General features: G+C 55.8%; 18 protein-coding genes. 14 read left to right on the top strand and 4 right to left on the bottom strand.

Going from position 1 to position 25,372, the window contains the following annotated elements; genetic code table 11:
- Window positions 1-30: 30 nt before the first annotated feature.
- Entirely contained in the window at window positions 31-864 is an 834-nt protein-coding gene (locus DW112_RS02880) for a type II restriction endonuclease (RefSeq protein WP_117797540.1), read from the bottom strand.
- Between the two features lie 317 nt (window positions 865-1,181).
- Here DW112_RS02880 and DW112_RS02875 point away from each other — a divergent pair, with 317 nt between their 5' ends.
- The 5 genes from DW112_RS02875 (at window position 1,182) to DW112_RS02855 (ending at window position 9,130) form a co-directional block, all read left to right on the top strand.
- Window positions 1,182-2,366, top strand: coding sequence for a WYL domain-containing protein (locus DW112_RS02875; protein ID WP_117637095.1), 1,185 nt, complete (start codon window positions 1,182-1,184; stop codon window positions 2,364-2,366).
- Complete coding sequence (locus tag DW112_RS02870; protein WP_118328277.1) at window positions 2,353-6,978, top strand: ATP-binding protein; 4,626 nt, start codon at window positions 2,353-2,355, stop codon at window positions 6,976-6,978. Before DW112_RS02875 ends, DW112_RS02870 begins: the two co-directional genes overlap by 14 nt.
- 130 nt (window positions 6,979-7,108) lie before the next feature.
- Window positions 7,109-7,414 carry a hypothetical protein gene (locus DW112_RS02865; protein ID WP_117635630.1) on the top strand — a complete coding sequence of 102 codons (306 nt, stop codon included), beginning with the start codon at window positions 7,109-7,111 and terminating at the stop codon, window positions 7,412-7,414.
- Between the two features lie 102 nt (window positions 7,415-7,516).
- Window positions 7,517-8,341, top strand: a complete 825-nt coding sequence (locus DW112_RS02860) for a hypothetical protein (protein ID WP_117635629.1) — start codon at window positions 7,517-7,519, stop codon at window positions 8,339-8,341.
- A 171-nt stretch (window positions 8,342-8,512) separates the two neighbouring features.
- A complete protein-coding gene (locus DW112_RS02855; protein ID WP_118328276.1) occupies window positions 8,513-9,130 on the top strand; it encodes a hypothetical protein in 618 nt (205 codons plus the stop codon).
- A 71-nt stretch (window positions 9,131-9,201) separates the two neighbouring features.
- On the opposite strand, the gene DW112_RS02850 is transcribed toward DW112_RS02855, so the two are convergent.
- Window positions 9,202-10,905 (bottom strand): hypothetical protein, encoded by a 1,704-nt coding sequence (locus tag DW112_RS02850; RefSeq protein ID WP_147325179.1) that lies wholly within the window; start codon window positions 10,903-10,905, stop codon window positions 9,202-9,204.
- A 209-nt stretch (window positions 10,906-11,114) separates the two neighbouring features.
- Between DW112_RS02850 and DW112_RS02845 the strand changes: the two genes are divergently transcribed.
- The 8 genes from DW112_RS02845 to DW112_RS02815 all read left to right on the top strand — a co-directional run bounded on the left by DW112_RS02845 (window position 11,115) and on the right by DW112_RS02815 (window position 20,618).
- On the top strand, window positions 11,115-11,852 hold the full coding sequence (locus DW112_RS02845) for a hypothetical protein (protein WP_117635626.1): 738 nt from the start codon (window positions 11,115-11,117) through the stop codon (window positions 11,850-11,852).
- A 44-nt stretch (window positions 11,853-11,896) separates the two neighbouring features.
- Complete coding sequence (locus DW112_RS02840; RefSeq protein WP_117635625.1) at window positions 11,897-12,103, top strand: hypothetical protein; 207 nt, start codon at window positions 11,897-11,899, stop codon at window positions 12,101-12,103.
- A 60-nt stretch (window positions 12,104-12,163) separates the two neighbouring features.
- Window positions 12,164-13,933: an AAA family ATPase gene (locus tag DW112_RS02835; protein ID WP_158550986.1), complete on the top strand. Its 1,770-nt coding sequence runs from the start codon at window positions 12,164-12,166 to the stop codon at window positions 13,931-13,933.
- Window positions 13,934-14,551: 618 nt separating this feature from the next.
- Complete coding sequence (locus DW112_RS02830; RefSeq protein ID WP_118328275.1) at window positions 14,552-17,902, top strand: CAP domain-containing protein; 3,351 nt, start codon at window positions 14,552-14,554, stop codon at window positions 17,900-17,902.
- A 21-nt stretch (window positions 17,903-17,923) separates the two neighbouring features.
- The gene (locus DW112_RS09860; RefSeq protein ID WP_147349712.1) at window positions 17,924-18,364 is read left to right on the top strand and encodes a hypothetical protein; all 441 of its coding nucleotides are present in this window, start codon (window positions 17,924-17,926) and stop codon (window positions 18,362-18,364) included.
- Window positions 18,365-18,492: 128 nt separating this feature from the next.
- A complete protein-coding gene (locus DW112_RS02825; RefSeq protein ID WP_089572443.1) occupies window positions 18,493-19,248 on the top strand; it encodes a metallophosphoesterase in 756 nt (251 codons plus the stop codon).
- A gap of 9 nt (window positions 19,249-19,257) precedes the next feature.
- The gene (locus tag DW112_RS02820) at window positions 19,258-19,896 is read left to right on the top strand and encodes a metallophosphoesterase (protein ID WP_117637087.1); all 639 of its coding nucleotides are present in this window, start codon (window positions 19,258-19,260) and stop codon (window positions 19,894-19,896) included.
- Window positions 19,893-20,618, top strand: a complete 726-nt coding sequence (locus tag DW112_RS02815) for a metallophosphoesterase (RefSeq protein ID WP_117637086.1) — start codon at window positions 19,893-19,895, stop codon at window positions 20,616-20,618. The genes DW112_RS02820 and DW112_RS02815 overlap by 4 nt, the downstream gene beginning before the upstream one ends.
- A 15-nt stretch (window positions 20,619-20,633) precedes the next feature.
- Here DW112_RS02815 and gluQRS read toward each other — a convergent pair whose 3' ends face one another.
- Window positions 20,634-21,653: a tRNA glutamyl-Q(34) synthetase GluQRS gene (gluQRS, locus tag DW112_RS02810; RefSeq protein ID WP_255413181.1), complete on the bottom strand. Its 1,020-nt coding sequence runs from the start codon at window positions 21,651-21,653 to the stop codon at window positions 20,634-20,636.
- 510 nt (window positions 21,654-22,163) lie between these two features.
- Here gluQRS and DW112_RS09930 point away from each other — a divergent pair.
- Window positions 22,164-24,110 carry a DUF2207 domain-containing protein gene (locus tag DW112_RS09930; protein ID WP_158551264.1) on the top strand — a complete coding sequence of 649 codons (1,947 nt, stop codon included), beginning with the start codon at window positions 22,164-22,166 and terminating at the stop codon, window positions 24,108-24,110.
- A 452-nt stretch (window positions 24,111-24,562) separates the two neighbouring features.
- On the opposite strand, the gene DW112_RS02800 is transcribed toward DW112_RS09930, so the two are convergent.
- The gene (locus DW112_RS02800) at window positions 24,563-25,204 is read right to left on the bottom strand and encodes an N-acetyltransferase (protein ID WP_118328274.1); all 642 of its coding nucleotides are present in this window, start codon (window positions 25,202-25,204) and stop codon (window positions 24,563-24,565) included.
- Window positions 25,205-25,372 lie beyond the last annotated feature (168 nt).

Here is a 25,372-nt window from a genome sequence, read left to right as displayed (position 1 = left end):
TTCCTTCGTCCACTTTTCTCCTAATAGCCGTTACTTTCTGTCGCCCCGGCTGTCGTTGACGACATCGCCATAGGAGAGAATTCGATCGCGTAGGCTTGAATCAATTTCAATAACGTTTGTTTCGACCCATCTTCTGAATCCCTGAAAGTCGGTGTAACTCTTTTCTTTCGCTGTATATTTTGGATAGTTTCGCCAATAAAGTTCGAATGCATCGTTCCCCATCTTTGAAAAAGGCCCTGAACCCTGAGTGAATGGGCTGATTGAATTCGAGGAAATAGTTCCGATATTTTCGGTATTGCCGCTACCGGTGGTGAAGTCTGAAATGCGGTATTTCTCTTGAATAAAGAATTCAACATTGCTGTAGGGTTCGGGTATTTCTTTTAATTGGTTAAGGGGGTAGCAGGGACGTGCGCTCTCTATTTCGTCGTTTCGGTCGTAGACGAATCCGATTACGTAGTGTTTGCAGAACTGATTATAGGGATAGAGGATGTTCTTCCTCCCATCGCGCAGAAAAGATGCATATGATCCAAGTGTAAATTTATATGGAGCAATGCCTCCTCTCTTTAGGTGCTTTCGATAAGTTGATTTGACATCGACAGCAATTCGATTCCCCTCTTCGTTTTGAGGGGTTAGTGCAAAGTCCGGATAGTAGTTTTGTTTGTCTGGGGTCGTTAGCGTAAACCCGAAGTCGTCGGCAATCTCCTTGAGCAACGGCTCGGTAAGCATCTCGAAAATTCTTCCGAGCAGTTTCGTGTCATATCCGATTGGATAGATGGTTTCGTCGCGAAAAGCAAATCCCTTAGCAACCCAATCGACATTATGCTCGGCTACAGTTTTATTGAATTCGCTAATTAAATCAAACATTGTTGTCTCTATTTCAATCGATGCCTGCAGAGAAATATCGATGGGTCGGTTTGCGTTGATTGTAGCTCGCCAATGAATAAAAACAAGGATGCATTCGGTCGCCTTCGGCTCTGCTCGAGGTTGCCAATCAAGGTGATTCAAGTTTGCTGCGAGTGTGCCCTAACAGTCATTACGTCGTATACGAGTTGTGCTAATCTATTTGTGAACGGCGGAGCCCTTTATGGATGGCTTCGCCGTTCACCGTTAAATAGCGGCACTTTCAATCTCTTGGTCATATCGACTGAGTAAAATGTTGATTGTTCAGATTGGAGGCGGCTATGGTTCAACCGAAAATCCAGGGAAATCACCGAGCATATCCAAAGGAGCTGGCGATATATGTCGAGCGTATCCTATTGGAGGAAACTGATGCTGGGCTTGGCAAAGGGTTGAGCGTTTCTGACATAATGGCGGAGCTTAAAGCCCGTTATGGCTATGAAGTTAAGCGCGACACAGTGCAGGGCGTATTGAACGCACTTGTTGATTCTGGATCAAAAAAGCCTTCGCTCTGCAATAATGCGGGCGCCAGTCCGTTAACCGAGATGAATAGTATCGATCTCGACAACAGTTGTCTGAATCCGTTCTACACGGTGATTGCAAGTCGATTGGCTTGTAAGGGCGAGCGGCTGACGAATGGCGATGGGGAATCTGCACCTAAAAATGCGAAGCGCCTGTACAGCATAGAGCGTCAAATTGATAGTGCGCAAATTGAGCATCTGTGCCGTCTCATTGAAGCCTCTACGGGCGTGGGTGGAGCCGACGTACTTGAGCATGCAGTTCTTCGCCTACTGTGCGGCGAAGAAAGACGGCAGATCGAAGATCGTTTGGCTCAAGAAAATGCTCTGCTCAAAAGCGGCAGAATTGCAAATATGGAAGCAACGCTTGCAAATTTGAAGTTATTGGAAAAGGCCATTAGCCAAAGGCAGAGAGTCCGCTTTCGAACTTCTGATAAGGGGCGATTGCATAGTCATACGCCATATCATCTATGTATGCACGATGGCTACTACTACCTGTTTGTGGGCCACAAGGGTGCCGCGAGGTCTTTTGACGCAATTCGAGTTGATAGCCTGCGGGATATAACCATTGCTGGACCATCGGACGATGCAAAAGGTCATTTTGAGGCGATGGCCGAAGAAGCAAAAAGGTTCTCTTGTGCTGGCGTGAACAGGATGTTTAGTGACGACATCGTTACGGTTCACGTAAGGTGTCATAACCAAGCAAAGGAGAAGTATCTTTTAGCCGAATTTGCCGGAAACGATGGGTTTCGGCGCGAGACACAGGACGGGCATCCAAATCCAGAGTATTCGTTTATGGCGTCGTATGATGGCATGAAAACATGGGCAATGAAGTGGCTCGATGTGTTTGAGATACTTCAACCAAAGAAATTGCGCGATGACGTTGTGGACATTATTGGACATAAATGTATCTATGTGAGTGCGAGGACTGATTCAAATGACCCCTGCTGAGAAAAAGCAAGCAATTGGCGATGCGTTAGATTACTGGTATTTGCTTGATTTTTTGAGCCAAGGCGACCAACCCGAAGAGAAAAAGGACCCGCCTAGGCCCAGAAAAGGAATGCTTGATGACTGCTTTGTCCCTGAAGAGCGGGACGACCAGGAGCTAAGGACGCCTTCTGAAGAAGCGAGAGAGCGTACGGATAGTGTCACAAACGGCGAAAACTGGCCGATCTCAACGATTTATTGTCACCTGGGCTCCGTTCCACGCGAAGCGGTCATGACTTATCTTGCAGAAAAACCGGGGAATGAAATCGAAAAAGAGGATGAGTGCATGACGGTTGCACTATTAGGTGTGAGTCCTGATGGTCAATTTGTCAGCTTCGAGTTGTCCTCCTTATTTTGGTGGTTGAAGAGGAACGTCGGGAATAGCCTAAATGCCATCGGTAGCTTTGAGAAAGAGCAGGACGATATTTGCAAGAAGCTCAATCAAGAACTCGTTGGAACAAAGCTGACATATGGTGTCATTAGGGGCATTGTCAATAGTTGCGTCCGGCCAATGATTAAGGGGATAGCCAGCTGCCTTCCCGACGGTGACGGGGCTAAACGTATCAGCGAGTGGTGTTCAAGGCTGCTTGTCGAATATAGAGCAATGAAGCCAAAGGACAGCGGGGACGATGCGTGTCCAACGTTCGACCAATCACTCTGTCACTCATTTTTCGCAAAAGACATTTCCATGATAAATGAGCTGTGCAACAAGTCAGGGTCTTTCGACGATCTTCGTGAGGGATCGCTGTCTCTTGTCGCCGCATACCTTGAAGGTGGCTTGAGGAATGAATCTGCCTGCGGAGAGATCGATCTTCTGGACGGCGAAGACGATGAAGATCTGGCTGATCGTGCAGACTTCTTTTCTGAAGTGTTGGGAGCCGGCGCTACACCTATCGGTCGCTGGCCGAGTAAATACTCCTTGAGTTTGATGCAACAAGTGGCGGTAAATCTTGCGGTTGGTCGTGGCGGTTCGACACGCAAATACCCGGCAAACGACGTTATGTCGGTTAACGGTCCTCCGGGCACGGGAAAAACAACCCTGCTCAAGGATATCGTTGCGGCTAACGTTGTCGAAAAAGCCCGTCTGCTGTGCGAATATGACAAGCCCGATGACGCCTTCGAAGAGGTAGAACTTAGCAAACGGTATCTCAAGTACGCCAAGAATCCTTATCGCTTCAAAGAGGGCAGAACGGGAGATGCGATAAAAAGTCTCAGCATCTTGGTCTGCTCGACAAACAATGCAGCAGTTGAGAACATCGCCAAAGAGCTTCCTGATGGGAAGGCCTTTTTGGAGGGTATTGACGAATCTGAGAAAAAGGAGTTTCTAGAGTCAGATTTGTCCAACATTGTTTGGGGAAAGAAAAACGAGCAGAAACCGGTGGATGATCTCTATTTCTCTTCGGCGCTCGTTGACAATAAAGGCAATCTTCGCGACCCTACGCATCCTGGGCTTATGGTTGCGGCATGTCTGGGAAACCGTAGGAATATTAATAACTTCAGAGATTGCGAGCTTTCTTCGCTGCAGTTTAACGGCGGGCTGGGAAAGGGCGGACGGTTTTCTGAGGCGAAGAAGCTGTTTCTTGCTCAATACAAAAAGATAACCGATCGATTCAACAAAATGGAGGAGCAAGCAGCCGGGGAGCGCGAACTTCTGAACCGCAAGAAGCATTTGTCCCAATTGAATTGTAGGTGTCAAAAGGACGAGCGAGAGATAGTTGAAGAACTGACAACCGAAACGGTATGTCTGTCTCGTCCTTTTGAAGGCAGTTCCGCAGGTGATGTCCGGAAATATCTTGATGACATTGCGAAGGATACTGCTGATTATGAGGCGAGAAGGAATAGGCTTGAAGCAGAATTGCGCGATGCGGAAGAAAAGGCCAGTGGGCTGATCGGGAGCATCTTCAATAGGGGCCGTTTGTCCGATAGCCGCGAGAAGCTCGATTCCTTTATGCTGCAAACCGCACCGGACCAGAGGCTTGTTGCGCTGCGTACGAAATTCGAGAACAAATACGAAAAACTAGAGAATGAAAAGAAGGAACTATCCTCTTTGTGGGTGAAGATCCAAGGTCAAAAGCGCAACAGAGTTGATGGTGCTGAATCTGTTGAGACGATTAATGGGCATTTTGTCGAGTGCATCTCAAAGGGGGATAGCGAAAGCCGAAAAAAGACTCATCTATATAATCCATCCGATGACCCTGACCTAAAAAAGGACCGCAACCTGCTATTTCTCTATGCATTGCAGGTGACACGCGAGTTCATCCTTGAATCAAAATGTATGCGGAATAACATTGCGCTTCTACGAACATACTGGGGAGCCAAAGACAAGGGCGTCGATTCTGGTAAAAAGGAGTTAATAGAGTTCACGCAAGCCGATAGAAGGAGTATGGCCCCTGCGCTCTTTCAGACGCTCAGTTTGCTTACCCCAGTGATTTCTTCCACGTTTGCGTCGATTGGCCGCATGTTTGAGGACATTCAGATTGGGAAAGACCCTTTATTTGGCCTGCTGATAATAGATGAGGCGGGACAGGCGGTGCCGTATGCTGCTTTGGGCGCCCTTGCTCGCAGTCGACGTGCAATGATTGTCGGTGACCCCTCTCAGATTGAGCCTGTGATCACAGGGGATGTTAAGGAGCTCCGCGCTGTCCTCGGTAAAAAAGTATTACTACCTTATAAGGGGGATATGGCTTCGGTCCAGCGACTTGCCGACGCCGTTAACCCCTATGGCCACCTGCGCAGCAACGGCGAGGATGATCAATGGATTGGCTGCCCGCTTGTGGTTCACCGTCGCTGCATATCACCCATGTTCGATATTTCAAATGAGATCTCGTATCAGGGCTCCATGCTTAACGAGACGGCTAGCCCAAAAAAGGATCTCGCTGACAGCTTTTATCTAAAGTCCTCACAGTGGATCAATGTTACGGGATTTGAACGTGGCAATCGCGATCATTATGTTGATGCCCAGGGCGATAGAGTGTTCGAGATTGTCAAGGACGCTTTTGATAAGGCCGTAGCTACGGCTGAGAAAAAAGCTTGCGAATCGGGCAAGTCCGAGGGAATTGTTATTCCAAGTCTCTATATTATTTCTCCGTTTAAAACCGTTGTCAGGGGGCTTCAGGACCGGCTGTTAAGTGCTAGGACTGAAGTGGCTGACAAAGATGCATGGCAATATTTCGCAAAGCATAATATTGGTACGGTTCATACGTTCCAAGGTAAAGAAGCCCATCAAGTGGTATTTGTCTTGGGGTGTGATACAAGGCGCAGTTGTGAGGGCGCAATCAAGTTTGTAAACCCAAATATCGTGAATGTTGCGGCAAGCCGAGCCAAGTATCGCCTCTACGTAATTGCCGACTATGCAGCGTGGAAGATTAACGAGAACGTTGCAACGATGAAGCGCATTCTCGATACGGCATGGGTTGTGCATTGGGAAAATTACCAGAAAACCGGCGCTATTGAGGAACTCAATGCAGCCAAGGATATGCTGCCGCGAGGAGAATCTCTTCCAAGGGAGACAGCTGGCGCGGACGAGGAACATATCAATGAAGACGACAAGAAAGATGACAATAAAGATGTTTGGTGCCCTGATGTAAACACCGATTCCTATTTGGACAACGTGGGCGAAGCGTTCAAAAGCTTTAATCTGGATGCAGAAGACTGTCGAATCATAGGCTTTTCTTCGCGCGAAGCTCTTCAAAGCGCATTCGCTGATTGCGAGTGCGACCAAAATGGCAAAAATAGGGTGCTTGAGAATATCGAGCAGGGGCTTCTTCTGTGCAAGATATTTGGCATTGGCAGTGTTGGCACCGATAGCGATTCAGATTGCGCATTTTGCCTGCTAATGTTCTGCCGTGCGGCGGAGAGATACTTGCGTTTGAAATTGCTGCCGACCTTGAAGGCCATTGCTCCCGATTATGTTGTTGCAAGAAAGCCACTCAAGGAGCTTGAGGGCCTTAACCTCGGTCAATACAAAAGGTTAATTGAAAAAAAGAGTGAGCTACTGGCATCCTCTGTTCGAGTTGAAAATGCTGAATTGACGCAGGCGTCAAAGGGGGACTGGTGGAGGACACTCGGCGAAACACTGGGTCGATTTACTGAATTTCGTAATAGCGCCTGTCACACCGACCGAAAAGAGATGGTTAGCGCGGGCGAGGTCTGGCTGGCGCTTCGATGCCTTTTCGTTGCTTTTCAGCTTGATGAATCTGGTCATAAGAGTGTGGAAATCATGCGAGAGGGTATTGCTTACGAAGCGGCTTTTGCGGGGGCCGAGCGTTTGCCGGTCTGTTACTCAATGGATCAGGCAAGCGCTAAGGGCTATGCCTCGATTTCGAAAATACTGAGAGAGGGTGGCTCAGGGATTAGGGCTGAAGATGCCAACACTATTCTGATGGAACAAGGGTATCTGCGACTTTTCGATGAAGGCGAAGAGAGCGTACAACAATGCAAAGTTCCGTCCGCTAAAGGCTTGGGGCTGGGCGCAGTCTTTGTGTGCGGAGAAAAGAACGGCGACGTATTCTACTACGCGCAGTATCCCCTGGCGAAAGCCAAAGAGATATGCGACCTATTTGAATCTAAGTCGTAATTTGGCCCAAGGCTAAGTGCGCTTTATGGTTTAACCCGCAATCTACCGCTATATAGCGGTAGATTGCGGGTTGCTTTTTATCTCTTTTCACTATTCTGCAGGTGTCAGTTGTTCGAAGGGAGATTCAAAGATGCTTGAGTCCGATTGTATTTATATTTGCGACGAGTCGAGTGAGGCGGATCTCACGTGCACGCTTTTGCAGATGAGGCAGATAGTTGACGAGGCAATTGATCTTGCCTATGAGCTCGAGGACTCCTCTGTTGCTTACAAGGGAGTTGTTGACGGCTTGTTGGCCACGTGGGAGTCGTTGTGCTACCGCAATGCCGCTGTCCATGAGCTTATTCAATCTGTTCTGCTTGAGCGTAATGAGATCCTGCGATTTGATGAATTACAGATGCGTAATGATGAAGTACCCGAGCGGCCAATATGCCGATAGCAACGTTTGTTTGTCTCTGAGGGCAACAGTCTTGTTCAATCCCTCGAAGACAGTGTTTTCTTACATTAGCTTGCGAACGTAGCCTTCTTTGAAAGGAAGATCATGAACACTTCTATCCAAATTTCGGCCAGCACCGTTGAAGCTTCACCCCGCACCGCCAAGGGCGAGGTCGTCAAGCTCGTGCAGGGCGCACCGCTTATTGTCGTTGCTGCGGTTGCCGTTGCCGGCATCGCCTCCGTCGCCGCTCCGTTTTGTGTTTGGAAGGGCGAGGTCGCGCTGTTTCTGAACGAGTCGTTCCACACCAACTGCTCAGTTTCTGCGATCGCGGAGTACGCGTCAGCGGCACCCGGATCCGATTGGGCGTCGCTGCTCGTGGCCGTGCTCATCGCGGCCTACCCTGCCTACCATGCCGTCTGGCGCGTTCGCGAGGGGTTTGGGCTCAGCTGCAAAGCTCCGGTGTTCAGCAGGCGCGTGTCGCGCTCTCTTGCCGCGGTAAGCGCCTGCCTGCTGCTGGCGATGCTGTTCATGGGCTATGGAACGAGTTGGCTCATCAACGGCAGCGCGATGGGTGACCAGAACCTTGTTGAGTCGGGGCACAATGTATGGACCGTTTCCATCATGATCATGCTGGGCTGCGCCCTGATGTGCCTGTTCAAGTGGTTCCTTGCCAAGGGCCCTGGCCGTAATTTCGGCAGCGGCTTTGCCGTCGAGCTTGTCCGCCTTGCCGACGTCCTGCTGAAGCGCGCGAGCTCGAACCTGGTGTTGTGCTACGTGGCCGAGCTGCTTGCCTGCCTGCTGGCGCTGGCCTTCATTGCCGTGGCCTATGTCGTCGCGAGCGTGGCCATCGCGCTTGCGTTCGCGGCCGTAGCCTTGGTGGTGTGCCTTGCCGGGATTCCCATTATCCTTGCTGCCTCGTGGCGCAGGTAGCGGGGCGATCATGCGAGTTCTTATCGCAGCGTGAGAAGAACTTGCAGAAATCGCAAGTTCTTTTCACGCGATGAGAAAAACTTGCAGATTGGCGCGAGGACGACGTCCCTCCGCGCGAGCGCGGTTTCGATATTGGTCATTAATGTGTCCGAACGATTGATTGGAGACAAAATGTATCCGGACTATGAGTGCAACAACTACCCCATGAGCGTTACGGATGAGGATGGTCCGTTCCTGATCATGGAGGCGGAGCTGTCTGGCGATGTCGAGCTCAATGATGAGTTTAAGAAAGACGCCAGCTATAGATATTCGTGTGCGACTGTTTCTGCGGCGATTGATCTTTGCAGGTCAATGACGGACGGCGATGCCGATCCTTGGTATGAAAGTTGGGAGAAGGCGGTTGAGCGTTATCCGCTCGAGAAATGCGAGGATGCGACAACGCTGTATTGGATTGAGCCGACCGATCCGCACAAGGCGCTGTGCGCCTTCCATCCCCATCCCGATCTTGAGCGGTACGTGGCTGAGGCAATTGGCGCCGTTGACACCTATCTGCTGGAGCGCGAGTACTGTCCCTTTGCGGTCAGCCACTTAGATCTAAAGGATGTTGACGTCCTGCTCAGCGCCGCTTGGGGATTGGCTCGAGTCCTTAAAGATATTTGGGGAACTTGCGACCCTGATGTTATGGAAAAGATTGAGGATGCTACGTACGGTGCGCATATAACGGTTAGGGACCTGATCGCGGGCGAAGAGGCAGCCAAAGCCAGCGCAAAGTCCGATGACAATTTCTAGCCGCCGCGCTGAATGGCGCGCCTGATTGACAAGCCGTCGGAAAAGTCCGGACAGTCTGCCAATCTCGGTCGCTACATCGTTCCCTTGCTCGCAGCGTAATGTTCCGCCTGCTTAAGGGCGTCCTCGTAGGCGCGCTGCTTTGCTTCGTACTCTAGCGCGTAGCGCTCCTGCTCCGCTCGCCCGGGAACAGGCACGGTCATGCTTCGCAGGTCCATTGGGGCAAGTTGCACAAGCGCGTCTCCGTGCGAGGTGTCCGCCAGTTTCTTCTGCCCCTCATCGGACGACAGGTATGCCAGGACAAACTGGGCAAGCAGCTCGTCCTCAAAGGTAGCGCAGAACATGGCGTCGCAGGGGACAATGCTCTCAAACAAAAGACCGCGCTCCACGGGGCGCTCAGAACCGACAGAAAAGTGGCCTGGCGTGATGAGGGCAAGCTTGAATGGAGGCCCGACGCGTGATATGAGAAGGCTCGCCTCGCGGGCGTCGATCGGTTTGGCCTTCCGAAAATCTTCGTAGTCTACACGGCTTACATCGTAGATATCTGTATCGGGGACACGCTCAAGTACATCTTCTGCGGCAATGATTGCGCCATCATGAAGATGCTTTAGCGACAGGTAGTAGCAGTCGTGCTGTTGGTAACTGTCTGTCGGATCTGATTCGGGCAGTTTGGTTACAACGCTGCGGGCGGTGCCGCGGTAGATTGGCGCTAGCGACCCAAGGGGGATGAACATTCTCTCGTCGAACGATCCGCTCTTTGTATTGGGTAATAGGGGATAGATGCCGTTGCCCTGATCCTCGAGCCGATGCCAATAGACTGGATTCTTTTGATCGCCGTAGGCTCGGTCGACGGAATCGAGGAGCTGGTGCAGAATCTCATCGGTCATTTGCTTGTCGTCAAAGCTCCTGCCGTCAAAAAGGAAATACGGATCATTGGGCTCGCCGTCGCCAATAAAGAGCAGCGCGCGACCCTCGGCCTTTTTGGCAATGGTGTTGGGAAGAAGCACAATGCTCTTTAGCAGGCCGAGGTCACAAAGAAGGCGACGTCCATCTACGGCTCGCGCCAGATTGAACAGACGGTCCGAAATCTGAATGACGGCCGTGGCATGGGACTGAGAGCAGGCAATGGATGCCGCAAGAAAGATGTAGTACCACTCAGTGACCGAAAGCAGATCGGGGATGCCTGCGCTGCGTTGCAGCTGCTTCGAGCGCGTTCTGAGGAAATCCAGGACTCGCGCATTTGCCGCATCGATAGATGCCGGGAATTGGGATAGCGGTCGTAGCTCGGGGGGCCTGCAGTAAATGAGTGCTGATTCGTACGTGTGAGAGGCTGCGTCCTGCTCGTAGTCGTATAAAAAGATATTCTCCTCGATGGCAGTAAACGTCGACGTCGGGACTTTGACTCGGTTTTTGCAAACGCAAGCGGGCACATAATCCCATTCGTCGGTTGCTTCGTTGTAAACGCGGTCCTCAAACTCAAACGAGGCGGCCGAAGGTCGCTTGAGGTCAATCCCCAAAACAGACCACGAGGGGCCATCGACGTGCTCGCTCGAAAACTCAAAATCGCGACAGCACAGTTCAATGAGCCTTTTCGTTCTCGACGAAGGCTGATATTTCTCGACCATATGAGACACAAGATCCGATAGATATCGGCTCATATATGGCTTGAGATCTTCGTTTAAGCGAAGAGTTGCAAATTCTGCTTTAGTTTTGAGCATGCGCACCTCCTGCATATTCCCTATATTGCGCGGTTCGCTGACTGGCCCGTCGCGGCTCAATTGCCTTCAGTCTACAAGAAGAGCAGTTGCGGCGTTTTTCAGACGGGGCACTCAAATGAAAAAGAAAAAAATCGAATGGTGCGTATGAGGCCGTACGCATTGGGTAATATTTCGCTAGATACTAACACTAAGAGATTTGCATATCTCCTAGTTGTATCAAGCTACAGTGGATAAACCAACTAGTTGTTTCAGCAACGAAAGGACAGTTAATGAACGGATACGACATGTACAGAATCGAGCCGGACGCCCCCAAGAAGCCAACGGCGATGAATATTTTCGGCATGATTCTGCAAACCGTCTTTGCGGTTGTACTCTACGTGGTCGCCATCGACATGATGTGCTTGCTGACGACGTGGCTCGGCGGGTTTATGTTCGAGATTAGCGAGAGCAACACGGTGATCCCGCTCCATTCATGGCGCCTGGTGGCGTTTAGGGTGTACTGGGTTGTGCTGGGCGCGGCGTTTGTTGCGGCGCTTGCCCACAAATGGATCGTGCTGTTAACGGGAGGGCGCGAATCCGACATGTGCGAGCTGCTCGGTGCAATCGAGAGCGCGGGCGCATTTGCATCCGTCGTCTGCGCGATCGTCTGTTTGCTGGGCTATACCGCGGCATTTGATTGTTGGGCTGGCGTCACCGGAAAGATGGCTTCGGATTCCCGTGCAAATGATTACCTGCTTTGGGCGGTTGTCTTAACCATCGGAACGATTGTCGAGTGGCGAATTGTCGAAGGGGTCCTTAACGCTCTATTTCCCGATGAGCACAAGTTCCACGGGCTTCGCTTTGCATCCGCCTGCGTGGTTACTCCTCTGCTTGCGCTTGTACCCACCACGCTGGTCATCATCGTGTGCGCGCTGGTGGTGGGCCTTTTTGCCGGGATTCTGTTTGCATCGCTTGCGATCCCCGTGGTTATCACGGTTATTGGCATTGCCATCGCTATGAGTCGCTAACCCACAACGCAATCCAAATATCTCGCATGAAGAAAGGAACGACCATGTCGGTATTCTCTAACGCTCAAAAGCTTCTGCTGCTTGCCATACTTACCGCTCTTATGGCTGGTGCCCTGATGTACGAAGTGTTGCATCCCACACTGTTTCCGCTGCTCAAGCAGGGCATTTTGCAGCTGCTCTACCACATTCCGGTCTTTACCCAGCCGGGCAACGTGATCTATCTGGAGTCGGCGACATCGCTGGCACTGTAGTGGTTTAAGGGCTCGGCCCACATCGAAGGAAAGAAAACCAATATGGAAAGGAAGGCGCCCATGACTCAGAAGCAGTATCGAAACATCGATCGCTACCAGGACTTGCTCAATCGAATTGCGCCTACGCGTCTGGTGGAGCAGACGCGTCAGAGTGTTATTGGCCACGAAGGAAGCTTGGAGGCCTTTGTGACGGCGCTGAGCTTTGAGGTCAACCGCTGCGTGATGTTGGCACGCGGCGCCGACCCGCGCGACGTTCTTTCGCCCGCTGCCATTTTGGTGATGGGCTCCACTGGCACGGGAAAGACCCACACCATCAAGGCCGTGGCGGATGCCGCGGGGCTCAAGCTGTTTGTGTTCGATGTCTCCACCATGACGGGCGAGGGCTGGCGCGGTGCCAGCATGAGCAACTGCCTGTCGCAGGTCGCGGACTATCAGGCTGCCAATCCCGGCGATATCTGTTTGGTGCTCTTTGACGAGTTTGACAAGGCAGTTCGTGCCGAGCCCGATGGGGGCGAAGTTGCATCAAGCTTTAGTCCATCGCAGTCGTTCCTTAAGCTCTTGGAAGGCGGGGAGATGCCGTTTGAATGCGATACCTCCAAGAGTGCGGCCATTAAGACGCTCAACCTCGATCAGGTTGTTTGCATTTTGGGCGGCGCCTTTATGGGCTTGGATGCTCTGGTGCGCAAGCGCCTGAGTGACAAGTCTGGCACCACGGTCGGCTTCGGATCCTCGTATGCCGCCGTGTGCACCGCCGCAAAATCGGCAAACGAGCTGCGAGACAGTGCGACCATCGAGGATGTTGAGACTTGGGGTATTATGTCCGAGCTGTGCGGGCGCATTGGCTCGGTGATTAACTTTAACGCCTTGAGCGTGGACGATCTGGTCCAGATTGCGTATGAACAGTACCTGCCCAAGTACAACAACATGATGGGAAATGGCGCCAAGATGGAGCTGATGGCAGATGCTGCTCGCCTTGCGGCGAAGCGCGCGGTTAAGGAAGGTGCCGGCGCGCGCGGCATGCTCCGTCAACTGCGTCCCCTTATGATGTACGCCTGGAGGGACATGCGGGAAGATACCTATATTTCCCGTGCGACCTTGGTCGTGAGCGACGGGGAACTTGCGGTTGCGTACGAGCGCTCTCATGAGCCGCGGGGCTTTTTGCAGGAAGAGATGGGGGAGAATTCGCCCTTTCTGAACGGGAGAGAGATTGAAGCCCTGGCGTTGGTAAGCGACTGGATGGAGCATGAGGACGAGGACGAGCATAAGCCGTATCAGCCTGAGTTTGCTTGGCTGGCGGATTTGGTGGACGGTTCGGCGCTCGACAAGATCGTGCAGGGCGGCAAGGCATTCGATCTTGCTGGGGTGTTGTTGCGCGGCGTTCCGTTTGATGGGCCGGAGCGCATTGCCGCCCACGAGCTGCTTAAGGCGTGCGCCTGCTACAACGACGTGCTCTATGCCGACAAGGAACAGTATCGCAACCTTGCTCAGGTGCTTACGCTCACCAAATTGGTGTACAAAAAATCGCCCGATTGCTTGCTGAGCCCGCTCGATGTGGTTATGAACGGCACGACTACGGGCAACGGTTTTCAGGGTCTTGGCGAGTGGGTCGATGCCATGAGCAGGTCCGAAAAGCCTTCGTTGGAAAAGTGGCAGTACCTGGCGGCCGGGGAGGCCCTGCGGATTTACGACCACTTTAGCAAGCGTCCCGACCAGGTAAAGGAGCTTGCCGCCGATGTGTCCCTGATGCGTGTCGCCCTCGCGGTGATCGACGCTGAGGAGCGCGAGGCGTTGGAATGCGATCTTGAGAAGCTGCTCGCTTCGTGCGAGTAGTCGCCGACTGCTTCTCTTTCCTTTCTTTTCTCAAGCGGCATAGATGCCATCGCTCAGCCGCCCTGCGTGAGTTTTTGTCCGCACGGGATGGTATTCAACACATGTAACAAAACAAGTGAGGGAGCGGCGGGGGAGAGCGAGGCGGTTTACAGAAATGAACATCCGTTATATGCGTTAGAAAAATAAAATTGTTCTTGCAACATACAAGCGGAGCGCATATACTGCAGTCATAGCGTATGAGATGGGGTCTCTAAAAGAGGCCAAGCACAGCAATTTGAGTTTATGTAGACGGGACTTGAGCATGAGCACCAGCAGTTTCTCCTTTAACAACGATAATAGTAGTTACATTAATCTCGAGACTATCCTTGGTTGCACTGTCGGTTCTCGCGCAGAGAACGGGCTTGTATTTCTAGATGAAGAGAAGCCATGCGGCGAAGAACTCGAGTATTTAGATGAGATTGAGCGCGAGCGGAACTATGAGTTTGGCTTTTGCGGAGATCAGTTTCATCACGATTCAATTCGCTCAATTTAATTACCCCGTTATCACCTCTTTTTAGCGGGGCAAGTTAGATCGACTATCTGTGTCAAACAACGGCTCACCGTGGGAAGGAATCGGCAATGAGCAAGAACATGAACAAGGACATGAACGGCAAGGCCTTGGGTAAGGCCAGGGCGGCTGGGCGCGTGGCGACGGTTGCTGCGGCGACGATTGCCATGACGGGCGGCTCGCTGCTGTCGCCTCTGACCGCGGCGGCGCAGGGTGCGGATGGCATTGGCGCCGCGGGCGCAACGGCTGCGGTGATGTCGCCGCTGACGAGCGCTGCGGCCGCCGGTACTGGCGCGGGTGCCGTGTCTGCAGCGCAAAAGGTCGCCGACCTGCAGGCTGCAGTTGATGCGGCGCGCGCTAAAGCTGCTACCGCCAAGGCCGATCTGGAAGCGGCTGCCGCTCCCTACGATGCTGCCGCCGTCAACCAGCAGCAGGCGCGGGGCGCCTATGACGCGGCCCGCGGTGCGAGCGATAGCGCGGCCTCCGCTGCTTCGGCCGAGCTGGAAAAGCAGCTGGGCGCTGCGCAGGACAAGGCCGATCAGGATGTCAAGGCGTTTGAGGACGCTCAGGCTGCGCTCGATGCTGCCAAGAAGGAGCTGGCGGACAAGGATGAAGCCCTGACTGCTGCCCAGAGGGCATCCCGTGATGCCCAGTCTGCGCTTGAGGCCGCACAGGCTGCTGCATCCGATGCTACGCCCGAGGCTGTAGCTGCCGCCCAGGCTGCCGCAGGGCAGGCTGCGAGTGACCTGGAACAGGCGAAGCAGCAGGTCGTTGATGCGCAGGCCAAGCTCTCGAATGCTCAAGACGCTGCCACTGCCGCCGCTGCCAAGCAGCAGGACGCGCAGGGCAAGCTTTCGGCAGCTCAGCAGGCAAAGGCCGCGGCAGATGCGGACGTGGATGCCGCGCAGACGAGCTATGACGCGGCCAAGGCCGATCTGGATCGAGCCGAGCAGGGCGCCGCGGGCCCGGAGTACGAGGCCGCCAAGGCAAAGGTGGCTGCTGCGTCCGAAGCGCTGACGGCCGCCAAGGCCGCGCAGTCGAAGTGCGAGAGCGAGCTTGCTGCCGCTGAGCAGGACGTTGCCGCCGCCGAGGGCGAGGTTCAGACTGCTCAGCAGGCAGTTGCCGATCAGCAGCAGGCCGCTGCCGATGCCCAGTCAAAGCTGGATGCCGCCGCTGCTGCCAAGACCGCTGCCGACGCCGCTCTTGACCAGGCCAAGACCGATCATGCCAGTGCGCTCACGGAGCTGGCCGATGCCCAGGCCAAGCTTTCGGCGGCCAAGGACGAGAAAGACGCTGCCGACAAGGCGCTCGATCAGGCGAAGGCCCAAAAGCAGCAGGCCGACCAGGCTGTGGCTCAGGCCCAGGCAAAGCTCGATGCCGCTCAGGCAACGGCGAATGCATCGGCGGAGAACTACCGCCAGGGTGCCATCGCATTCTTTAAGAGTGTGGGTGCCGACGATGCGGCGGATATCATCCTCAACTGCAAACTCGCTGGCTACAACAAGGTGGGCGAGGAAGTCGACGCGACGAGCCTGACCAATATGAAGCAGGCGGTTGTGTGGCTCAAAGCGTGCAACGAGTATCGCGCAAGCGTTGGCCTAGGCGAGCTCAAGGTGACATATGCCATGATGGCGACCGCCATCGCCGACGCGAACTTCTCCGATACGAAGGTCGCGCACGCTCAGCAGTTTAACGTGGGCGAGAATGTGGCGTGGAACTACGGAAGCAATCCGTTTAAGCAGTGGGTCGATCAGGAGAAGGCCATCTTTGATGCTGCCGCCGCCTCGCTGGGCGCGTCGGGCCTTACGGGAAAGGCCGCTTACGATTTCTATACAGCGCATAGCTCCCAGATTGATAACTACGCCGCACTGCACGGTGGACCAAACCCTTCGGTCGGACATTACATCAACGTGATCAACCCCGATTACACCGTGACGGGCATGGGCGTTTGCACGCGAGGGACGCTGTACGGGAGTACACAGGCGCAAACATTTGTATATTCTGGTCAATGGTATAAGCCGTATAACCTCAATCCGATGACGGTTGCAGAGTATGAGGCTGCGTTGAATGCGTGGTGTGACTCGTTGGCAAATCCCGAGCAGGGCGTGGATGCGGCACGCAAGGAGCTTGCTGTGGCGCAGGGCGTTGCCGACGATGCCGGCAGCAAGGTGAGTGCAGCATCGCAGGCCGTTGCAGCAAAGCAAACCCAGGTTGAGCGCGCTGCCGCTAACGTTGATGTCGCGGCAACCAAGGCCTCGGAGGCCCAGGCTGCCGTGGCGCAAAAGCAGGCTGCAGCTGACGCCGCCGCGCGTGCCGTCAGCGATGCCCGCGCCGATTTGAGCGCTGCCAACGCCGCTGTTGCGGCAGCGCAGGACGCCGTGGCCGCCAAGTCTGGCGAGCTCGACATTGCCAAGGGCAAGGTGGCTGCTGCCAAGCGCGCACTGGACGCCGCTCGTGCCGGTGTTGGCGACAAACGGGATGCACTTGCCGCGGCCCAGGATGAGCTAGCGGCGTACTCAGCCGATATCGCCGCTGCTCAGCGTGCGTTTGATGCGGCGTCGTCTGCACTCGAAAGCGCGCGTGCCAATCAGCGCGAGGCGGAGGCCGAACTTCTTGCCACCCAAGGCGATGCCGATCAGGCAGGCATCGATGCTGCTGCCACTCAGGTGGAGCTCGATATGGCGCAGCGGGCTGCAAGCGATGCCGACGCCGTCGTGGCAACGGCTCAGGCAAAATCTGATGCAGCTGCCGCCCGCGCCTCTCAGCTTAAGAATGCCGCCGCAGCACTTGCCAAGGCCACTGGGGACAAAGCGACTGCCGATGCCGCGCTCGATGCAGCGGCGATGGCCGTGAGCGATGCCGAGTATGACGTGGTGGAGGCTGACGATGCCGTGGTGGATGCGACTGTCGCGCGCGACGCCTCTGCCGCCGCGGTTGCCCGCCTGCGCAGAATCAATATTGCCGAAGCCATTGTCAACGGCAGCACTGACGATGCGGACGAGGTACTTAACGCCAAGATCGCTGCGGCCCACGATGCCGCCGAGCGTGCCGCGACCGCCAAGGCCGAACTCGATGACGCCGTGGCTGCGACGGATGCCGTGGCGCCGGCATACTTGGAGGCGCTCGCCAACTACACCGCCGCCAAGGTCGAGCTCGACCAGGCTATTGCCGAGCTTAACGCCGAGATCGCTCGCCAAGAGGCCGCCGACCGCGGAAACGGCGAGCAGACCCAGCCCGTCACGCAAGTGACGTACCAGGCCAAGCATGCGGAGGCAAAGACCGAGGCCACGACTTGGCAGACGGCGATGCCCGCCACGGGCGATGCGTCCGAGCTGCTGGGTGAGACCTTCGTGATCGGCGGCACGGTCCTGGTGGCCGCCGGCGTATTCCTGTCCGATAAGCGCCGCCAGCTGATCCGTTAGGGACAGGGAAGCGCGCTGTTTTTGGCGCGCACCGCAGGGGCATGGGCTCTGCGGCGCGCGCCGCCTTTTTCTTCAAGATTGATTAAGGAGGGATATATGCAAATAAGAGGAGAGGCCGCGATCGCCTGCGGATTCATGGCGGGTCTGGCAACGGGGTTGCTGTTCGATGGATGTTTCGACAGCTATATCAATCGATTCTGCGATTTTGGTTTTTCGAGAGGCAAGCCTTGGAAAACAGCGCCAGCTCGTCAAGAGGTGGCTGCGCCCATCGAGCCCCGCAGCGTGGATACCTCAAAAATCAAGGTAATCGTCACTAAGAACGGCAAGATTTACCACCGTTCTACGGGGTGCAAAAGCCTTCCTCAAAACGCCATTAAAACAAGCGTACCATTAGCGGCTGCACTCAAGCGAGGCAAGACGCCCTGCCCAACATGCTGCCCGCCAACAGTGTGCTCGATCTAGTTTTTTGGGTGTTTGATCCGTTTGGATGGAAGAACGAAGGGTAAGCCCTAAGGGATACAGATGCCGGCCCGGCCTGCAATTTCTTCCATTGATTTGTCCAGAGTCGCACAGCACGGAGGTGTTGTTTGATGTCTATTTTCGTTACCGGAGACGTTCACGGTGTTGCCGAGTATGGGGCGAGTCGCTTCTCGTCGCGCGTTTGGCCATTGGGTCGAACGCTGACGCGCGATGACGTTGTCATCGTTGCCGGCGACTTTGGCTTTATATGGAGCGGCTCGAACACCGACAAATACTGGCTCGACTGGTTTGAGTCCAAGCCCTGGACCACGTGTTTTGTCGACGGCAATCACGAGAACCATCATCTGCTGGCGGGGCTGCCAATGCGTGAGTGGAACGGGGGCCTCGTTCACGAGGTTCGCCCGCACGTGCTGCACCTGATGCGCGGCGAGGTGTTCGACATCACGGGGACCACGGTGCTCGCCATGGGTGGCGCCGCGAGCCATGACAAACAGTGGCGTCAGGAGGGAAAGACGTGGTGGCCCGAGGAGATGCCGAGTGAGCGCGAGATCAAACACTGTCGCGCCTCGCTCGATCGCGCGGGCTGGAAGGTCGACTATGTTGTGACGCACGAGGCGCCGGTCGATTTGGCTGACGAGCTGTGCATGGAGTGCAATCGCGAGTTCTACGACGATTCGCTGCAGGCCTTTTTGGGCGAGCTCGACGGGCGGCTCGACTACCGCACCTGGTTCTTTGGCCATTACCATGACGATGAATGGCGCGATGACAAGCATCGCCTTATCTACCAAGATATCGTGCCGATCGAAGCGCGATGTGCCGATGGGCAGGATGAGACGGCGAGTGACTATTTTGAGCAAGAGCGTTAGGAGGTCCCCATGATCTGGTTTACCAGCGATACCCACTTTGGGCACGAGAACATGCTGCGGCTCGCCGACAGGCCTTGGTCGACTGTTGGGCAGATGAACGACGCCATGGTCGCTAGCATTAATAGCAAGGTCGCTGCGGATGACGAGCTTTACATTTTGGGTGACTTCAGCTTTAAGATGACGGTCCAAGATGCCTACGAGTTGCGCAAAAGCATTGCATGCAAGCGCATCCATCTGCTGCCCGGCAACCACGATAAAGACTGGACGCAGCCTGCGGTGGCGGATGCTTTTATCGTCGAGCCGCCCATTTGCGTGCTCAAGATCGACCGTCAGAAAATCGTGCTGAGCCACTATCCCATGGTCGACTGGCAGGGTATGTCGCACGGCGGCTGGCATTTGCACGGGCATATCCACAGCTGTGGCGACGCGTATAACAAGTTCAACCTTCGGCAGGGGCTGCTGCGCTACGACGTGGGCGTGGACGCCAACGGCTACGCCCCGGTGAGCCTGGAGGAGCTCAAGTCGTGGTTTGCACAGGTAGACGAGCCGGTGTGTTGCGTTAAGTGGCCGTGGTGGGTCAACGCCACGGGCGACGAGCAGGTCGAGCGCGATCTCGAAACCTATAAGAGGGAAGTGGTGATCCGATGACGGTCTATGTGACGGGCGACGTCCATGGCGGCGCTGACATGCAAAAGCTGCGCGATTGGGATCTTGGGGAAAGCCTGACGAGCGACGACTATCTCATCATTGCCGGCGACTTTGGCCTTCCGTGGGATTTCTCTGCCGAGGAGTGCGCCGACATCGCTTGGCTGGAGTCGCGCCCCTATACCGTGCTGTTCGTCGACGGCAACCACGAACGTTTCGACCACTGGGCGGAGCGACCCATGGAGTTGTGGCACGGCGGACTGACACAGCGCCTGTCGGACACCTCGCCCATACGGCGCCTGACGCGCGGCGAGGTTTTTGAACTCGACGGCTCAACGGTCTTTACCATGGGCGGCGCCACGAGCGTGGACAAGGAATACCGCATTCCGTATTCCAGCTGGTGGCCGCAGGAGCTGCCGGACGAGCGCAACTTTGAGGAGGCGCGGACAAAGCTCGACGGCGTGGGCTGGAAGGTCGACTACGTGGTCACCCACACCTGCTCTACGCGCATGCTTTCGCCCACGCTTTATCCGGCGCCCGGCTGGAATTGCCCCGCCGTTGATCGGCTTACGGCGTTTTTCGATGAGCTGGAGGACCGCTTGGACTACAAGCGCTGGTACTACGGGCATTTTCATCGGGATGCCAACCCGGCCGAGCGCCATACCGTGCTCTACGACTGCATCGTTCGCCTGGGCGACGAACTCCAGCCCTGGGATGTTGCGTAGGGGTGGGGTGCCTGATTACTCAGCCGTTACGGTAATGTTCTCCCTGTGCTTGCGGATAACATCCCAGCTAAAATGCTCGACCAGCTGCTCGGCAGAGCGCGGCGTGGTGCCCGGCGCGATGCCTGTTTGTCCGGCGAGCCAACCCAGCAGCGCTTCGGGCGTGCCAAAGCGGGCGCGGAGTTCGCCCAGGTCCAGATCGCGGTCTCGTTTGGAAAGGCGGCGGCCGTCCGGTGCCATGAGCAGCGGAATATGTGCGTAGTGCGGCGTGGGCAGTCCCAACAGGTGCTGCAGATAGATCTGGCGCGGCGTGGACCCCAGCAGGTCGCATCCGCGCACGACCTCGGTGACGCCCATGGCAGCGTCGTCGACCACCACGGCTAGCTGATAGGCAAACACGCCGTCGCTGCGGCGCACCAAAAAGTCGCCGCACTCGGTGGCGAGTGCTTCGCATTGGGCGCCGTACGTGCGATCCACAAATTCGATCACGTCGTCTGCGAGGTCGTCGACGGTGGGCACGCGCAGACGTGTGGCCGGCGCGCGCAGGGCGCTGCGGCGGGCCACCTCCTCGGCCGAAAGACTTCGGCAGGCGCCACGGTAGATGGGCGTGCCGTCGCTCGCGTGCGGTGCACTCGCGGCGTGGAGCTCGGCGCGTGTGCAAAAGCAGGGATAGGTGAGGCCGGCGTATTGCAACTGGTGCAGGGCGTCCTCGTACAAGTCCAGGCGGTCGTGCTGGTAGTAGGGGCCTTCGTCCCACTCCAGCCCCAGCCAGGCCAGGTCGTCAATCAATTGAGCGGCAAGTTCGGGGCGCTTGCAGCGATCGTCCAGGTCCTCAATGCGTAACACGATGCTGCCGCCCTGGCTGCGGGCCGAAAGCCACGCGCACAGGCAGCTGAACACGTTGCCCAGGTGCATGCGGCCCGAGGGTGACGGGGCAAAACGGCCCACGACAGGCGCGGGGGCGGGGACGAGCTTGCTGTTGGTCGCCGTCGACGTGGCCACGGCGGGCGTTGCTATGTTGCATGCGTTGATATCCATGCGGACGAGTATAGCGCGGGGTGAGGTGAGGGGAGGCGTCGTCGATGCTCGCAAGTTGCCGCGGCCACACGTTGCGCGTGCCGGACCACCGGCTCGGCGCCTTAATCGTCGTCAATCAATCTAGCCCTCAAACGACAGAAACCCCGGCAGCTCTTCGCAACTGCCGGGGTTTCCGCGGAAAAGGGGGACATGATCCTCAAGCGGACGGCAAAGGGGCAAACCGTTTTCGCTCAACTGCTTTATGCCCCTCAACTGGCGGCTCAATCAGCGAATGCCGCGCCCACACAAAGCCGCTACACCTGTGATGGAGCTATGAAGTGGTATCTATTGCCGGAGCGGGCTATGCCAAGGAGTGTTCCAGATTACCGGCAGATAGGGAACGTCACCAGGTGCCGGCGGCGGGCGTGACTTTTGTCCCGTTTTGACGCTCCGCTGACTTAGATGTTCGTCACATGAACCCGCAAACGTGGGACAATGACGCTACTGGTACCACAGACAAAGGATGTGCCTATGAACGCCCCCGTTGCCCAGCCCTGTCGGCAGCGCCGCCTGTTTGCGCGGTTCGCTTCCGTCTGCGCACTCGTCGCGCTTGCGTTGTTGCTGCTGCCTGCCGTCGCGCACGCCGACGGCTACTCCATGAGCCAAACCTATATCGGTGCCACGGTTGAGGCCGATGGCTCGCTGACCGTTGTCGAGGGACGCCAGTTCGATTTCGACGATGACATTAACGGCGTGTATTGGGATATCAATACAGGCTCTAACCAGCAAGGCGGCTCGGTGGTCGTCAATGTGCTGAGCGTCGAGGAAGACGACACTGCGTTTAACAAGGTCGACAGCGCAAATAAAGGCGACGACGGCGTTTACACGGTGGAACAGTCCGACGACGGCGTAAAGATTAAGGTGTTCAGCCCTCACGAGAGCGGCGACAGCGCAATCTACTACGTGAGTTATTCCATGACCGGTGCGGTTATGAACTGGGCCGATACCGCCGAGCTCTACTGGAAATTCGTCGGCGACGGCTGGTCGGCGGACTCCGATGACGTCGAGATGGAGGTCTACTTTGCAAATGCCGCTGCCGGGACGGCTGCCGTCAAGGGCGATAACTTCCGCGCATGGGGCCACGGCCCGCTGACGGGCGACGTGTCGCTCGATGCGGACGAGCCCATGGTCACCTATACCATTCCCTGCGTGCACCAGGGCGAATTCGCCGAGGCACGCATCGCCTTCCCTAGCGACTGGGTGCCGCAGCTTGCCGCTTCGGGCGAAGAGCGCATGTCAACGATCCTGAGCGAAGAGAAGGAATGGGCCGACGAAGCTAACGCCCGCCGTGAGCACGCGCGTGCGGTTGCCAGCGCGATTGCCGTGGTGTGTGTTGTTGTGGCGGTTGCCTATACCGGTGTAATCGTGATGCTCAAGCTGCGCAGGCCCAAGCCCAAGCCGCTCTTCCAGGACGAGTACTTCCGCGATGTGCCCTCCGCCGATCATCCCGCGGTGCTTGCAACTCTTATGAGCTGGAACGACGTGCCCGATCAGGCATATATCGCCACGCTGATGAAGCTGACCGACGACCGCGTGATCAAGCTGGAAGAAGCGACCGAGACCAAGAAGAAGGGTCTGCTCCGTCGCGAAAAAGAGGAGCAGACGTATCGCATCACAGTGACCGACGAGGCCTGGAAGGCTGCCAAGAAGGACGGCATCGATCGCGACGTGCTCAAGGTCTTCTTCGCTGGCGTTAAGCCCGATAAAGACGGCGTCCGTTCGCGCACGTTTAGCGAGCTGGAGGAGTATGCCAGCGAGCGTACTGAATCTGTTGGCGACAAGCTCGAGGACTATCAGAGCACGGTTAAGGGCAAGCTGGAGGAGTGCGAGTTTATCGCATCGGATGGCACTATCGCGATGGTGGCCGGCCTGGTTCTCGGCATCATCATTGTCTTTGGCATTTTGGGCTCTCTGTTCTATACCGACTTTGCGGACGCCAATGTCGGCGCCGCTATGATCTCGATCCCCGTCACGATCGTGGGCTTTGTCCTGAGCTGCACCTTCCGCCGTTACACGCCGGAGGGCGCCGAGGTGGCGGCTCGCTGCAAGGCGCTCAAGCATTGGCTCGAGGACTTTACGCGTCTGAAGGAGGCCGTCCCCAGCGACCTGATCTTGTGGAACAAGTTTCTGGTGATGGGCGTTGCCCTGGGCGTTTCGAAAGAAGTGCTGCGACAGCTGGCCGAAGCCGTGCCTGCGGACCTGCGCAACAGTGACGATTTCTACGACAACTACCCCTGCTACTGGTGGTATTACCATCACTACGGCAACGAGTCCCCGCTCGATTCGTTCAACGATGTGTACCACGAGACCATCCGCGAGCTGGCTTCGAGTTCCGATAGCTCGAGCGGCGGCAGCGGTGGCGGCTTTTCCGGTGGCGGCGGTGGCGGCGTCGGCGGAGGCGGCGGCGGAACGTTCTAGCGAGCGCTTGCTTTGGGGTGGATCTTTCTGGGCGGTTGCCAGGGAAGATTCATCCCATTTTTGTGCATCGAAACGGGTCAAACTTTCCGCTGAGGACCTTCGCGCAAGGGGCAATGGACAAAAAATGCCAAATATGAGTACTGTTGCTGCGTTGGTCACATATGTTTGCACATAATAATGGGCTCCTAATGAGAGTACTTCTCGTTAGGAGCCCATTTTATTGAACATTTGGGGAGCTACGTCAGCTCATGCAGCTGGTCGTCATGCCTACAAGCGTCAAAAATGTCCCAAATCGCTGCTACTAAAAAGGTAACAGTACTCATATTTGATGTTTTTTGACCAGGGCTATCTACAAACCCCCTAGGCCACTCATTGGGGACAGACTTAAATGACTAGTTGTTGGGGATCAGTCATTGGGGACGTTCTTAAATGACTAGGTGTGGCTGCTTGGGCTAGGCTGTTAGGTCGAGTTCGTAGAGGAAGCTTTCGCGCGGCATGGCGTGGCGGCGTTCTTCGCGGTTGGCGCGGTGCGTGGCGGTGCGCTTAAAGCCGTGCAGCTCGTAGAACTTCCACGAGCAGTTGGAATCGGTGTACAGGTGTGCGCTGGTCGCCCCGCACGAGGACAGATGCGAGATTGCGGCGTCGAGCAGCACCGATCCCACGCCCAGGCCGTGGACGTCGGGGTCGACGGCGAGCAGCGTGACCTCGTTGTCATGCGGCAGTGGGCTTTTCTCGAGCAGGCGGTTGTTGGTTCGAATAGTGGCGCGCACAAACGAGAGATACTCGGCGCACGATTCGGGTTCTAACTCACGCATCTGCGACAGCAGTGCACGCTCAGTATCCATCCAATGTTCCCTGACGGCGGTGCCGGAGCTCTGTCCCGCACGCGCAAGCGAAATGCCGCGTGCCTCGCCATCTATAACTGCAACCTGCGAAAACGTCGAGGAAGAAAGGCAGTAGGCAAGGTCGCACGCGGCTTCGAGGCGGTTGTACTCATCGTTATCCGAATTGTTATGCCAAAGCTGCTGCAGAATCAGCGCGATGGCGTCGAAGTCTTCGGTGTCAAACGGTCGGTAGAGAACCCGCGAGACCATGGTGCCTCTTTCTATTGCGGATACATATCGAGCACAGTTCTACCACGCTATTGGCATCTAATTATGGTGCCCCTGTGTTCCATGAACTCACCGTGCCCGATGCCGTGTCCATCCCCTCCGCTCGCAAACTTTTTCTGCACAGCCGTGCGTTGCGGGGTGCATCGATGC

Origin of the sequence: Collinsella sp. AM09-41, from assembly GCF_003473245.1 — a bacterium.
GTDB lineage: Bacteria > Actinomycetota > Coriobacteriia > Coriobacteriales > Coriobacteriaceae > Collinsella.
Note: the sequence above shows the minus strand (reverse complement) of the source record. Positions and strands in the feature narration are given on the sequence as shown.